Annotated in this window: 14 protein-coding genes; 4 read left to right on the forward strand and 10 right to left on the reverse strand. The window is 61.1% G+C overall.

Annotated elements, in window-relative coordinates; genetic code table 11:
• Positions 1–2: 2 nt before the first annotated feature.
• The 4 genes from FFT87_RS02615 to FFT87_RS02630 are packed head-to-tail and all read right to left on the reverse strand — an operon-like array spanning position 3 to position 3821.
• A complete protein-coding gene (locus tag FFT87_RS02615; RefSeq protein ID WP_219949822.1) occupies positions 3–1406 on the reverse strand; it encodes a protein O-GlcNAcase in 1404 nt (467 codons plus the stop codon).
• On the reverse strand, positions 1403–2161 hold the full coding sequence (locus FFT87_RS02620; RefSeq protein ID WP_219949823.1) for a sugar isomerase domain-containing protein: 759 nt from the start codon (positions 2159–2161) through the stop codon (positions 1403–1405). Before FFT87_RS02620 ends, FFT87_RS02615 begins: the two co-directional genes overlap by 4 nt.
• Positions 2158–3081, reverse strand: a complete 924-nt coding sequence (locus tag FFT87_RS02625) for an N-acetylglucosamine kinase (protein ID WP_219949824.1) — start codon at positions 3079–3081, stop codon at positions 2158–2160. Before FFT87_RS02625 ends, FFT87_RS02620 begins: the two co-directional genes overlap by 4 nt.
• Positions 3081–3821: a GntR family transcriptional regulator gene (locus FFT87_RS02630; RefSeq protein WP_255560020.1), complete on the reverse strand. Its 741-nt coding sequence runs from the start codon at positions 3819–3821 to the stop codon at positions 3081–3083. The genes FFT87_RS02625 and FFT87_RS02630 overlap by 1 nt, the downstream gene beginning before the upstream one ends.
• 209 nt (positions 3822–4030) lie before the next feature.
• On the opposite strand from FFT87_RS02630, the gene FFT87_RS02635 reads away from it, so the two are divergent.
• Both FFT87_RS02635 and FFT87_RS02640 read left to right on the forward strand, forming a co-directional pair.
• A complete protein-coding gene (locus tag FFT87_RS02635) occupies positions 4031–4624 on the forward strand; it encodes a GNAT family N-acetyltransferase (RefSeq protein ID WP_219949825.1) in 594 nt (197 codons plus the stop codon).
• Entirely contained in the window at positions 4621–5634 is a 1014-nt protein-coding gene (locus FFT87_RS02640; protein WP_219949826.1) for a Gfo/Idh/MocA family protein, read from the forward strand. Before FFT87_RS02635 ends, FFT87_RS02640 begins: the two co-directional genes overlap by 4 nt.
• A gap of 41 nt (positions 5635–5675) precedes the next feature.
• On the opposite strand, the gene FFT87_RS02645 is transcribed toward FFT87_RS02640, so the two are convergent.
• On the reverse strand, positions 5676–6323 hold the full coding sequence (locus tag FFT87_RS02645) for a heme oxygenase (biliverdin-producing) (RefSeq protein ID WP_219949827.1): 648 nt from the start codon (positions 6321–6323) through the stop codon (positions 5676–5678).
• 106 nt (positions 6324–6429) lie between these two features.
• Between FFT87_RS02645 and FFT87_RS02650 the strand changes: the two genes are divergently transcribed.
• Positions 6430–7944 (forward strand): MFS transporter, encoded by a 1515-nt coding sequence (locus FFT87_RS02650; RefSeq protein ID WP_255560021.1) that lies wholly within the window; start codon positions 6430–6432, stop codon positions 7942–7944.
• A 34-nt stretch (positions 7945–7978) separates the two neighbouring features.
• On the opposite strand, the gene FFT87_RS02655 is transcribed toward FFT87_RS02650, so the two are convergent.
• From FFT87_RS02655 to FFT87_RS02670, 4 genes are all read right to left on the reverse strand, one after another.
• Complete coding sequence (locus tag FFT87_RS02655; protein WP_219949828.1) at positions 7979–8566, reverse strand: hypothetical protein; 588 nt, start codon at positions 8564–8566, stop codon at positions 7979–7981.
• Between the two features lie 44 nt (positions 8567–8610).
• Positions 8611–9018, reverse strand: a complete 408-nt coding sequence (locus FFT87_RS02660; RefSeq protein WP_219949829.1) for a DUF4383 domain-containing protein — start codon at positions 9016–9018, stop codon at positions 8611–8613.
• Between the two features lie 182 nt (positions 9019–9200).
• Positions 9201–9608 (reverse strand): DUF4383 domain-containing protein, encoded by a 408-nt coding sequence (locus tag FFT87_RS02665; protein WP_219949830.1) that lies wholly within the window; start codon positions 9606–9608, stop codon positions 9201–9203.
• Positions 9609–9766: 158 nt separating this feature from the next.
• The gene (locus FFT87_RS02670) at positions 9767–10069 is read right to left on the reverse strand and encodes a DUF2470 domain-containing protein (RefSeq protein ID WP_219949831.1); all 303 of its coding nucleotides are present in this window, start codon (positions 10067–10069) and stop codon (positions 9767–9769) included.
• Positions 10070–10148: 79 nt separating this feature from the next.
• Here FFT87_RS02670 and FFT87_RS02675 point away from each other — a divergent pair, with 79 nt between their 5' ends.
• Entirely contained in the window at positions 10149–12212 is a 2064-nt protein-coding gene (locus tag FFT87_RS02675; RefSeq protein ID WP_255560117.1) for a heavy metal translocating P-type ATPase, read from the forward strand.
• Positions 12213–12261: 49 nt separating this feature from the next.
• On the opposite strand, the gene FFT87_RS02680 is transcribed toward FFT87_RS02675, so the two are convergent.
• Positions 12262–12771, reverse strand: a complete 510-nt coding sequence (locus FFT87_RS02680) for a MarR family winged helix-turn-helix transcriptional regulator (protein ID WP_219949832.1) — start codon at positions 12769–12771, stop codon at positions 12262–12264.
• Positions 12772–12819: the final 48 nt, after the last annotated feature.

Genomic DNA, 12819 nt, shown 5'->3' on the forward strand with positions numbered 1-12819 from the left:
GATCAGTCCTTTGCTGTAGTTAATGCAGTGACGGATGGTGCGGGTGGTGGAGCTCCGGCGGCGACAAGCTCCGCCAAAGTCATATCGAGCAAATCGCCAAACACTCGACGATGCGCACTTCGCAGGCCCTCAAGGAACGGCCGAAGAAGGAAAGCACCATCGGCCTCGAGGCGGTCAGCCGCCGCAAGACGGGCAACCTCTACGAGAGCTTCAGAACCAAGTAGAAATGACTCGAGCCAAGGCCGAACTTCAGCAATGAGCGCCGGATTGCTCACGGGGCCACTGAGTAAGCGGTGTGCTGCGTTGACCATCGACTCGGCACGCTGCGATAGTTCGGAAGCCGCGCGCGCACGATCGCCGTACTCCAGTTCAAAAGTGAAGTGTTCCAGCGCCTGTGCAAGGTCGGGGGCATCGTCGGCGGAGAGGCACGAGAAACGAACAGTGTCGGCAAAAAGTCGAAAATCTTCGATGTTGGCAGGGCCAACGACATCCAGAAGCGCTTGGTTCCAACTCGACTCCGCGTCATAGCCTTCTGGGTCGCGCAAGTACGCGGCGATAGTGGCAAACGGGATCTTCGACGACTCGAAGAGTTCCATGCCATTAGCAATGATGCCCGTGGAAAAGCGGAACAGCTGCGGGTCGCGCCCTTGGTACGGCCCGATGTGAAGTTCGTGGCCCATCGCGACGTCGTTGACGGGGTAGTTGTCCCAGTAGGTTGCTGGTCGGCCAGTTGACCGGGCGAACAGCGCGGCATCGGCGAGATCAAGCGTGGGGGAACAGATTGCGCGCCCAGTCCAGAACAGATCAATGCGGGGATCGAGACCGCGACCAAGACGGCTGATGTAGTCCTCATCGCCGTAGCCCCAGTATTGCGTCGGACACACGGTGAGGTGGCTTGCGCTGTCGAGTTCTGAAAACACGGCGCTGATGAGCGACTGATGCGCCTCGACGATGTCAGTGAAGGCCGCTTTGTCTTGCGGATGCTGCAGTCGCGCCGGAATATCGTCGAGCAACAAGCCAAGGCTGGTGACGCCCAATTCGCGAACCGCGGTGAACTTAGCAAGCAGCATTTCGAGGTCGGTGCCGCTGGAGTACTTGATGGTGAGGCCAGGGGAGAGGCAATACATGAACGTCATGCCGTTGGCCGCGCAGTGAGCGATCAACTCTGCCAAGCGGGAAAGTTCTGCACCGACATAAGGACTGCGCCATTCGTGACGAACCAGAGGGTCATCTTTTGGCGAGTAAACGAAAGTGTTCATTCCGCGTTCCGCGAGGAAACTAATGAGGCCGAGCCGCTGCTCATGACTCCAGGGCAGGCCGTAATACCCTTCAATCACTCCGCGGATGGCGAATGGTGATGGCGCTGTGGAACCGAGGCCTGGAGCAAGATGAGCGGCTGCGGTCATACCGTCGCCTCTCTGCTCGTGAACTTGTGGTTCGTGGCATCGCCACTGCTGGTGTTGCTGCTCTCGTAAATGTCAGGAAAAACGCCATCGTTGACAGCAAGCTGAATTGCTTCAGCCATGACCGCGTTAAGAATTGCCGCACCGACAACGGTCGAGGTCGGAGAAACTCGCTTGTCGATTCCCACAATATCGACGGCAGCGTCACCGACGGAACCCCCGTTGTCGATAACGACAGTGGCCAGCTCATGAAGTCTCGGCAGCGAAGTGGGCCGAGCAGCAGGGGACGTCGCGTGATTCAGGCTCGTCAGCGCGATAACCGGGACGCCGTTCGCGATAACTCGCTGCACGAGTTCGGAGGTCACGGCATTGCTGCCCGAGTTCGACGCAACAATCAGCACATCGCCGCGAGCAATCGGATGATCGAGCAGCAAAGCAGCCGCCAAACCGGGGAGACGCTCGAGTGACGTGCTGAGCGGAGCACTCGAATGCAACATGAGGCCCTCAAAGAGCAACGGTTTGACGTTAACGAGGCCACCAGCTCGGTAGAACAGCTCTTCAGCGAGCATGTGCGAGTGGCCAGTGCCGAAGACGTGAATCGTGCGGTTTGCGATCAGAGCGTCAGCGATGAGCCGGGATGCTGCCTCGATACTCGCTGCCTCAGCGGTGAGTAGTCGTTCGATGAGTTCGATCGAGTGACTCAGGTAGCGGGCGGCAGGGGAAGCAATATCGAGGGCGTTCGGGTTGGCGAAAGTCATGATGCTGTTTCTTCTTTCCACACGTGGATAAGACCGCGATAGATGGTGTCTGAGCCGCCTTCGCCCAGAAGGAGGGCTCCGTCGAGCGCCGAAGCATCCGCGGGGCGGAACGAGAGCCCGTCCGCTGCGAGAAGCTCGACAACGCGAGCGAAAAGCACCGTATTGGGGCCGAGCAATTTTCCGCCGAGCGCTAGCGGAGCATCCTGACCGACCCAATGTAGACCGACGCGTGCCGTCATAAAGAGTTCGCGGGCGGCGTCGTCGACGATGGCGTTGGCGATGACGTCGCCTTCTACGGCCGCGGTGAGAACTTCGCGGGCGAACTGCGAGATGCGATTGACGGGGCGGTGCACGCTGTGGAGTCGAGCGGCGAGGTTCTGAAGCCCGGCAAATTGGCTTTCGGCCCGTTCGGTGAGGATCGTCGTTTCGCCGCGGCCGTCGAGTTGCTTCAGGACGGCGGAGACTCCGCGGCTGCCGATCCAGAATCCACCACCAGCGTCGCCAAGAAGGTAGCCATGGCCGTCGATAACCCGCGAGTCGCCATCGTTCTTGAGTGCGAGGCAGCCAACGCCGGTGCCGGTGATTAGTGAGACTCCTGCTTCGCCAGAGAGGGCTCCGGCATGGGAAGTGACGGTGTCGTCGGCGATCCACACCTCGCGCGCGCCGGTCGTTGCGCCGACTAGGGCGCCGAGCCTGGCCGCGGAGGCGGCATCCGGCGGAGATGTGGTTAGCCCGAGGACTGCGCGGTCAACGGGCTCGAATCGCCCATGTTTCCACGCGCTAGCGATTGCATTGAATACGGTGCGCACGGTGTCGCCTTCGAGGCGACTAACTCCATCGACTTCGACCGTTCCTGGTTGGGCGGAACTTTTCAGCCGGATGCCGGACTGACCGCCATCAATGCCCAGGACCGAGATCATTAGCTGGTCCGTATTTGCTCGGTAGTGAAGGCCCCACCAGAGACCTGGGCTGTGAGCTGGTACTTATCGCCGCGGTAAAAGCAGTTGGCGATCATGATGATGTTGCCTCGAGCGTCGGAGTCGACCATTCGGATGCGCAGGCAGGCCTGATCTGCGGGAATGGTGAGCAGCTCGCGCACACGCTGGTCGGGCAGAACCGGCTCAATGGAGACGTTGGCGGCGCCGGGGGCGATGCGATAGCGGGTTCCGAGGAGTTCGTAGAGCGAACCGCCGAGATCGCCGCCGTTGATTCCGGGTACGAGAGCTTGCGGAATCCAGACCGTCTCGACAGCCATTGCTTCTCCGCTCCCCAGTCGCAGTCTCGTGAAACTGACGACTGGGTCGCCGGGGGTTATGTGCAATTGGGTAGCGATTGCGGCATCGGCGGGGGAGACGCGGTAGGCCAGAAGCCGAGCGCTCGGCTCGAGGCCGCGGTCGCGCATATCTTGCGAGAACGACGTGAGGCCAAGTAGTCGCACGAACGGCTGCGGTGTCACGTAGGTTCCGGAGCCGTGGCGGCGTTCAACGAGCCCCTCAGCCACGAGCGAGTCAACGGCGCGACGGATTGTCATCCGGGCGACACCCCACCGCGCGCTTAAGTCGCGCTCGCTTGGCAGGCTCTTGCCGACCTCGGTCGACGCAACCAACTCGCGAAGGCGCGCTCTGAGCGTGTGTCTGGTGGACTCTACGACTACTGTCACTCTCACATTAGAGCCCATTCACAGGCCCGTGGTAAAGAGCAAAATAGACCACTCCGGGGTACATTGTGAGTTAATTATCTCGAATCACTCCGGAGAATCCGGCTGTGTTGCTGATGGTGACTCGCGCTATGCTCTTCGGATCTAGACCACCCGCGACCGGTCAAGAGCGATTCGTTTAGACCACTCGACTCGGGATATATGGTGAATCTATGAGCCATATTCGCCCGGCACGACTTCACGATCTTCCGGGAACCTATCGCGCCTGCCTTCACACCTCGGATGCTGGGGGTGATGGGAGCGCTCTCTATCAGAATCCCGACCTCTTGGGCCACATCTACGTTGGCCCCTACATCGTGGGTGAACCCCACTTCGCGTTCGTCATCGCCGATGACCACGGAGTAGCCGGTTATGTTCTCGGCACCCCAGATACCCGCGTCTTTGAGGCGTGGCAGGAGCGCGAGTGGTGGCCAGCGTTGCGTGCCGCCTACCCGATGGCGGGGGGTGACACTCTCGACGATGAACTCATCGCGCAGATACACACGCCGGTGACCGCACCCGATACTGTGGTGGCGAACTATCCAGCACACCTACACATCGACTTGTTGCCGCGGGTACAAGGCAGAGGCTTGGGGCGAGTAATGCTGGAGACGTTGTTCGAGGCACTGCGCGCTGGCGGAGTGAGCGGCATCCATTTGGATGTCGGAGAAGACAACCACAATGCGATCGCGTTCTATCGTCACCTGGGGTTCGCGGAACTTGCCCGCGGAACCGATTCGATTTATCTGGGAATGGAACTGTCGTGATTCTGCCTGAGCCAACTGCAACTCCTCTTCGTGGCGGCCCGCTACTTCGGTGGGGAGTGCTCGCTCCGGGGGGCATCGCGACAGATTGGGTCGCTGCGCTGCACGCAAATACTGACCAGCGGGTGGTCGCCGTGGCCTCGCGCTCGGCTGACCGCGCCGCAGAATTCGCGCAGAAGAATGGCATCGCCCGCAGCTATGGCAGCTACGAACAGTTGGTGGCCGACCCCGACGTGGACATCGTTTACATCGCTGCGCCGAACGTGTTTCACCGCCCGTTGGCTTTGCTCGCGATCGCAGCGGGCAAGCATGTACTCATTGAGAAACCCCTCGGCATTGACGCGGCGGATGCTCAGGCGATTGTCGTCGCGGCCCGCGCTGCCGGCGTCTTTGCCATGGAAGCGATGTGGACACGCTTTTTGCCGCAGACGACGATCATCTCGCAGCTGCTTGACGCCGGTGAGCTCGGTGATGTGACGATCGTCACCGCAGACTTTGGTGCCAATTTCGGTTCGCCAAGCGAGCATCCCGTCTTCGACCCGACGATGGGTGGTGGATCGCTGCGCGACATCGGGATCTATCCGGTGTGGTTCTCCCAGTTTGTGCTCGGTGCCCCCACAAGCGCGTTAGCAACGGGGCGGATGCTCGACACGGGTGTTGATGGCCAAGCGTCGATGATTCTCGACCACGCCACCGGCGCCCAAGCGGTGCTGCACACAACGATGCTTGCCGACACCCCCACAGAGGCCCGCATCAACGGCACGCGTGCGCGTATTGAAGTTCGCACCCCGTTCTACGCGCCACACGGCTTCGCGTTTGTGCGCGACGAGGAACGCACCGAGTTCACGGACGGCACCGGACTCCGTGGCCGCGAGGGGCTGTCATTCCAGGCGACGGCAATCGCCCAACACGTGGCGGATGGGCGAACCGAGGCCCCCGAGCATCCATTGGATGTCTCGATTGCCGTGTTGGAGACCCTCGACTCCCTGCGCGCCCAAGTCGAAGCAGGCTAGCTCAGCCTCGTTCAGTTGAGCCCCCCCAGAGCCCAGCGGGGCTAGGCGGCGGCTTTTGCGCGCGACAGGTCGACGAAGAGGTCGGTGTTGAACTTGTAGGCGGTGAGCACTTCGTCAATGACGCGGTCACGCTCGGCGTCATCCCATTCGACGGCGTCGAGTTGATCCCGGTACGTGTTCTTAAATTCTTTGGGTTTCGCAATTTGATCGAAAAGATAGAAGCCGACCCCATTGGTTTCGAAGCCGAACTGGCGTTGCATGATGGTGCGGATGACTTGACCGCCCGAAAGGTCACCGAGGTAGCGGGTGTAGTGGTGGGCGATGAAACCGCCGGCCCAGTCTTGGGTTGCGATCTCGGTCACGCGGGCGGCATAGGCTGCGGCCGTCGGCAGTGGGACGATCTGATCGCGCCAGTCAGCGCCGATCAGGAATTCGAGGTCAGCTTCGATCGCGGGAAGGCGAGTAAGTTGCGACGTAATGAACGGTGCGGCGACCGGGTTGCTGGCGAAGTGGTCGGCGGCAGCTTCGATGGCTTCATAGATGAAGTAGTGCTGAGCGACTAGCGCGATGTAGTCGGCGCGCGTTCCTTTGCCCGTCATGAGATCTTTCATGAAGTCGGCACCCTCGCTATCGCCGTGGCTTGACCACGTGCGCTCACGAAGGGCCTGCGAGAAAGGAATTACTGCCACGGGGTCTCCTTGTGAAGCGGGTTAGGTGACCCTCACTCTAGCGTTGGAGGGAATCACGCCGCATCCTCCAAAAGTTGGGTGTTGATCGGGACTGTATCGTGAGCAAGTGAGTGCGATTGATGAACCCCGAGTGTTGGCGACCACGAAGCAGTGGTTTGCCCTTGTAGTCCTGATGCTGCCGACGTTGCTGGTCTCGATCGACAATACGGTCTTGAGTTTCGCGTTGCCGAGTATTGCCAGAGATTTGCGACCGAGCGCTGTAGGGCAACTCTGGATCGTCGACGTCTACCCGCTCGTGCTGGCCGCATTGCTTGTCGGCATGGGAAACCTCGGCGACCGGTTCGGCCGCCGGCGCGTGTTGCTTTTCGGGGCCTCAGGTTTCGGCGTTGTTTCGGTGCTTGCGGCGTTTGCGCCAGACGCGACGTCACTAATCGTCGCGCGAGTGTTCCTCGGAGTTTTTGGGGCCATGCTCATGCCGTCGACGCTGTCGCTGCTGCGATCGCTCTTTATTGATCGCCGGCAGCGCCGATTTGCTATCGCCATCTGGGCCGCCGGATTCTCGGCCGGTTCCGCCATCGGGCCGCTCGTCGGAGGGATACTTCTCGAGCATTTCTGGTGGGGCTCAGTCTTTCTCGTTGCTGTTCCGTTTCTGTTGCCGCTGCTGATCTTCGCACCGTTGCTGATTGAGGAGTCGAAAGATCCGGCGCCTGGCCCGTTTGACCTGGGCAGCATTGTGCTGTCGATCCTCACGTTGGGGCCGGCCGTCTACGCCATCAAGGAGTTTGCCACCGAGGGCGTTGGTGTGGTGCCCATCGTGCTGATTGTGGTGGCTGCACTGTGCGGCATCGTGTTCGTGCGTCGGCTCCTGGGGCAAGAGAATCCGATGCTCGACATGAAACTCTTTCGAGTGCCATCGTTCAGCGGTGCGGTGCTCGTGAACCTTGTTAGCGTTTTCTCGCTGTTGGGGCTCCTCTTCTTCCTCACTCAGCACCTACAGCTCGTCGAGGGCTTGAGTCCGTTCGATGCGGCGCTCGCGCTTACTCCCGGCATTGTCGTGATCATCGTTGCGGGGCTCGCCGTAGTGCCACTCGTGCGCTTCGTGCGCCCCGGTTTTCTCATGGCAGGCGGACTGACGCTCTCACTGCTGGCTTATGGCTCGATCGCGTTGATCGGCAGTGACGCCACTGTGGTGAGCTACATCGTGGCATTCTGTGTTCTTGGTGCTGGCATCGGGTCAGCTGAGACGCTGTCGAATGACCTCATCATCTCGAGCGTTCCCGCTGACAAAGCCGGAGCAGCATCCGGCGTCTCAGAGACAGCCTACGAATTGGGTGCGGTGCTCGGAACGGCAGTGCTTGGCAGTGTTCTGACCGCCTCGTATCGGTCGACGATCGTGATTCCTGACGAGCTCACAGCGGGGGATGCCACTGCCGCACGTGAGACGCTCGGTGGCGCCGTGGAGGTGGCCTCTACCCTCTCGGGCAGTCTGGGTGACCAACTACTGCACTCGGCTCGTGACGCCTTCGATTCGGGAGTTGTCGCAACGTCGTGGGTTGCTGTCGGCCTCATGGCGGTCGCAATCACCATCACTCTGGTGACCCTGCGGTCGGTGCGGAGCTAGCCTGCGCCGCGCTGTCAGCTCGCACTCGAGCGGGCTAGTGGCCTTCGTGGCTGGGAATGTCGAAGAGCTGATCGTCACTCTCGCCGGCGGGAGCGTCCCGCTGCGGAGTGAATGATCCATCGTGTTCGCCATGGGGTTGCGCATAGATGCCCGCTTCAGTAGCGGCAAGGGCTGGTGTGGTGAGAGCAGAAACGGCAAGAGCACCGACCATGAGGGCGACGAGATAGCGTCCGGCGCCGGGCGTCGATGCAGCGGCGCGCTTACCTTCACGCAGGCGTCGGGATTGACGGGCTAGCATCCCGGCCACAGAAAGTTGGAAGATCGCGGCAATTCCCCAGGGCACGACATCCAAGATTGCACCGAGCGCTGGAGCCTGAAATAGGGATGCTGCGGTAATCAGAAGTCCCCAAGCAACAAGGGGAGCTATCGCTACAACCATTGCGGCGCGAGCGAAGGGAAGCTGGTCGCGAGTAAAGGCCAGAATTCCCCACCCGAACTCGACGAAACCAAGAACCGCGAGAGGGATACCCAGCGCGAGAGGGGAACCGATCACGAGTGCAACATGGATCAGGCCGGTGCCTACTGCGGCAAAAGCGATCCAGGTTCGGATAATTGCGGACATGACGGTTCTCCTCTCGGTGCGTGATCTGGGACTAGTGGTGCGAGTTACGCGGTGGCGCTAGATACACGCTTGTCGGCACCGAGGCCAACAGCGAGCAAGACGACGGCGCTGGCAAAGTGCAGCACGTTGTCAGCGGCATTCAGGGCCAAGATGTTCAGCGCTGAACCTACGAGAAAGAGCCCGAGGAAACCCAGCGCGAGGTAAGCAAACCCAACTACAGAGTTCACGGTTCGGGCAGCCTTTACGTTGGAGAGGCCGGCCAATAGCAGGGCGGCTCCGATAAGAAGGTGAGCCACGTTGTGGAAAATGTTCACTTCGAACAAGCCAAGCAACAGTCCACCCTCAGTGGCGAAGAACCCGACGCCATTCGTGACGGTGAAGCCGAGCAGTCCGACGAGAATGTAAACCGCGCCGAAAACTGTGCCCAGCAGGCGGTTAGGTGATTTTGTCATTACAGTGCCTCCTCCGTACAAACGGAGTGTTTGTACTGTTGCCTCTTATTCGTACCCCTCACTCAAATGGTTTGGCTTATGGTTTGGCTCGCCCTTGAGCAGGTGGCGCCGCAAAGGTCCCGGGCGCCCTGGTGGCCGGGAGGTGGGGACGGAGAGAGGAAGCCCCTCCCGCTCGGCAACGCTTAAGCGCTTACCCCGGTAGCGCGCTTGTCAGCCCCGAGCCCCACGAGCAGAAGAACGACGGCACTGGCGAAATGCAGCACGTTGTCGGCGGCGTTGAGGGCCAGAATGTTCAGCGAGCTGCCCACAAGCAGCAAGCCAGCAAAACCGAGGATGAGGAAGGCGAACCCGATCGTTGAGTTCGCGGTGCGCGCGGCTTGTCTGTTGGAGATTCCGGCCAAGACGAGCGCGGCGCCGATGACGATGTGCACGACGTTGTGGAAGCCGTTCAGTCCCAGTATTCCGACGAGCAGCCCGCCTTCGGTGGCGAGAAAGTTGACTCCGTTGGTGACAGTGAAGCCGAGAAGTCCTAAGAGAATGTAGACCGTGCCGAGTACCACTCCGAGCAGACGGTTCGGTGATTGAGTCATGGCGGTGCCCCCTTTGCGCACACTAGGTGAGTGCGCCTGTATCCCTTATTCGTACTCCTGTGGTGCGGGGTTTGGCTAGGGCACACGCAGGTGAACTTCTGAAAATAGTTGACCGGGGCCAACACTGGGCTAGCGCTGGGCCGGATGTTCCGTTTGCGCTAGCTATGCGGGCGAGCCTCAACGCCCAACTTTTCGCACGCAGCATCGTAGAGTTTCACGATCTCATGGCGGATCTCCGCACGTTCGCTGATCGGGGTACTCCACGGCACAGTGACGTGATGTTCGATGCCGTCGACATCGGAGTACTGCCAGGTGCCTTCGACTCCATCGAGCGACACCATTGCCGCGGAGATGGCGGCGGATTCCGCAAACGCACGAACGATGAGCAAGTTGTCATCGTTGTGGTCGCTATTCATGTGGGCGAGAACTGCGGACACGATTTCTTTGCTAAAAGTGGTCACGGCTCTACGCTAGCTGGGAGTTGGCTTTCGCCACTTGAATGATACCCCCGTGGGGTATAGCGTGGCGGTTATGGATGAGATGACCGAACATTCGAGCCACACCGAGCACGCCGAGCGCACCGAGAATGGTGAGCACGAACACTCGGGTCACAGCGGGCATAGCGGTCACGCCGATCATGTGGCCCAGTTTCGCCGCCTGTTCTGGATCATGCTGGTGATGGCGATCCCTGTTGCCGGCTTCAGCATGATGTTTGCGCAGATCTTGGGATATTCGCTTCCCGACTCGGCTTTCATCCAGTGGATCTCGCCCGTGCTCGGCACTGTCATGTTCTTCTGGGGCGGCAAGCCGTTCTTGACGGGAGGCTTCTCCGAGCTGAAGGCCCGCAAGCCGGGAATGATGCTGCTGATTTCGATGGCGATTACTGTCGCCTTTGTCGCGTCGTGGGCATCCACTCTCGGCCTGATCGCCCACGAACTCGACTTCTGGTGGGAGCTTGCTCTGCTGCTGGTCGTGATGTTGCTCGGCCACTGGGTCGAAATGCGCTCGCTGGCTCAGACCTCGAGTGCGCTCGACTCGCTTGCCGCGTTGCTTCCGGATGAGGCGGAAAAGGTCGAAGGGGATGAGTTCGTCACCGTGCATCCGTCTGACCTCATTGTTGGCGACGTCGTGATTGTTCGTCCCGGTGGACGAGTGCCCGCCGATGGCGAAGTAACTGACGGTTCGGCGGAGCTAGATGAGTCGATGATTACAGGAGAGTCGCAGCCGGTTGTGCGCGGAGTGGGCGACCGCGTTGTGGCGGGAACCGTCGCCACCGACAACTCGATCCGCGTCAAGGTCACGGCGATCGGCGAAGACACGGCGCTCGCGGGCATCACCAAACTCGTCGAAACGGCGCAGAATTCCTCGTCGCCGGCCCAGCGCATTGCCGACACCGCAGCGGGTTGGCTGTTCTGGTTTGCGCTCGGTGCCGCGGCGATCACTGCCACCGTATGGACCCTCGCGGGCAGCCCCGATGACGCGATCGTGCGCACGATCACCGTCTTGGTCATCGCGTGCCCTCACGCTCTCGGTCTCGCCATCCCGCTCGTCGTCTCGATCTCTACCGAGCGCGCAGCCCGCGCCGGAGTGCTCGTGAAAGACCGCCTCGCCCTCGAAACTATGCGCAAGGTCGACACCGTTCTCTTCGACAAGACGGGAACGCTCACGAAGGGCGAGCCCGCCGTCACGCACGTCGCGGCGGTCGGGGATGCGACGGAAGACGACGTTCTTCGGTTCGCGGCTGCCGCTGAATACGACAGCGAGCATCCGCTGGCGAAGGCGATTGTGGCGGCGTCGCAGGAGCGCAAACTCGAGCGAGTCAGCGCCTCACGCTTCAGCTCATCGAGTGGGGTTGGGGTCGAAGCTTCTGTTGATGGCGCGACGATCAGCGTTGGCGGGCCGAGCATGCTGCGCCAACACGACCAGCAGGCCGTTGAGCTGACAACGGAGTGGGCGGATCAGGGCGCGATTATTCTGCACGTGCTCTCTGATGGGCACGTGATCGGGGCAATTGGGCTCGCGGACGAAGTGCGCGAAGACTCGCGCCAGGCAATCGATGCCCTGCACGATCGGGGCGTCACGGTCGTCATGATCACGGGAGACGCCGATGCTGTGGCGCAGTCGGTGGCCGCCGAACTCGGCATCGACCGCGTGTTCTCGGGCGTGCATCCAGAAGACAAAGCCAGCAAGGTTGCCGAGCTGCAGAAGGCGGGCGGCACCGTCGCGATGGTCGGTGACGGCGTGAACGATGCGCCAGCGCTCGCCCAAGCGGATGTCGGAATCGCGATCGGCGCCGGAACAGACGTGGCCATCGCCTCGGCCGGCGTTGTGCTCGCTAGCGACGACCCGCGCTCGGTGCTTGCCGTGTTTGAACTCTCGCGCCGCAGCTATGCCAAGATGCGCCAAAACCTGTGGTGGGCTGCCGGCTATAACCTGATCTCGGTGCCTCTTGCTGCGGGAATCCTTGCCCCCATCGGGTTCGTGCTGCCGATCTCCGTCGGCGCGCTGCTCATGTCGGCCTCGACCGTTGTTGTCGCGGCGAACGCGCAACTGTTGCGCCGCCTCGACCTGCGGCCCGAAGCGGTTATTGCGCGCAAGGACTAGCGGTCGAGCCAGCCGCCATCCACGTTGAGGATGAGCCGGGCTTAGCTTGCTAGTCAGTGTCGGAGGAGAGTGATCTTGGCGGCTGCCATCCCTCCTGCTTTCGGATTGCTCGCTGGATACTCAGACTGATTTCTCGCAGCTGACTCTGTTGCGCCTTTGTGAGCGGATCGAGGACAAATTCCGTGACCGACAAAGCGTGTACGGGGGTGGCCTTTTCGAGCATCTCCAGCCCGGCCTCGGTCAGGCTGGTAAGCATCGACCGCCCATCCAGGGGGTCTCGAGTGCGCTGTGCCCAACCCCGCCCCTCAATGCGTGACACTGCTCGAGACAGCCGCGAGAGCGAGCTGTTCGCATAATCAGCCAGAACGGTCATCCTCAGCGTGTGGTCCGGCGCGTCAGCCAATGCGAACAGGATGCCGTACTCAAAGTGCGTGAGATCGAAACCGCGGACCAGAGGGGCGTCGAGGGCGGGCGGCAGCCATTCCAGTACCGTCGCAAGCGCCGCCCACGTCGCGAGGTCATCTCCTGTGAGACGGTTCGGGGCGCTGGAATCAGTCATGGTTACACATTACAGGTTTACTTGACTGAGCAACCAAATGAGGTTAGT

The organism is Salinibacterium sp. M195, assembly GCF_019443965.1.
GTDB lineage: Bacteria > Actinomycetota > Actinomycetes > Actinomycetales > Microbacteriaceae > Rhodoglobus.

What these genes read in the sequence shown, in the direction of transcription:
- FFT87_RS02620 (WP_219949823.1), bottom strand. Translation starts at nt 2,161, where the DNA reads ATGACTTTCGCCAACCCGAACGCCCTCGATATTGCTTCCCCTGCCGCC.
- FFT87_RS02615 (WP_219949822.1), bottom strand. Translation starts at nt 1,406, where the DNA reads ATGACCGCAGCCGCTCATCTTGCTCCAGGCCTCGGTTCCACAGCGCCA.
- FFT87_RS02665 (WP_219949830.1), bottom strand. Translation starts at nt 9,608, where the DNA reads ATGACTCAATCACCGAACCGTCTGCTCGGAGTGGTACTCGGCACGGTC.
- FFT87_RS02675 (WP_255560117.1), top strand. Translation starts at nt 10,149, where the DNA reads ATGACCGAACATTCGAGCCACACCGAGCACGCCGAGCGCACCGAGAAT.
- FFT87_RS02680 (WP_219949832.1), bottom strand. Translation starts at nt 12,771, where the DNA reads ATGACTGATTCCAGCGCCCCGAACCGTCTCACAGGAGATGACCTCGCG.
- FFT87_RS02655 (WP_219949828.1), bottom strand. Translation starts at nt 8,566, where the DNA reads ATGTCCGCAATTATCCGAACCTGGATCGCTTTTGCCGCAGTAGGCACC.
- FFT87_RS02660 (WP_219949829.1), bottom strand. Translation starts at nt 9,018, where the DNA reads ATGACAAAATCACCTAACCGCCTGCTGGGCACAGTTTTCGGCGCGGTT.
- FFT87_RS02635 (WP_219949825.1), top strand. Translation starts at nt 4,031, where the DNA reads ATGAGCCATATTCGCCCGGCACGACTTCACGATCTTCCGGGAACCTAT.
- FFT87_RS02625 (WP_219949824.1), bottom strand. Translation starts at nt 3,081, where the DNA reads ATGATCTCGGTCCTGGGCATTGATGGCGGTCAGTCCGGCATCCGGCTG.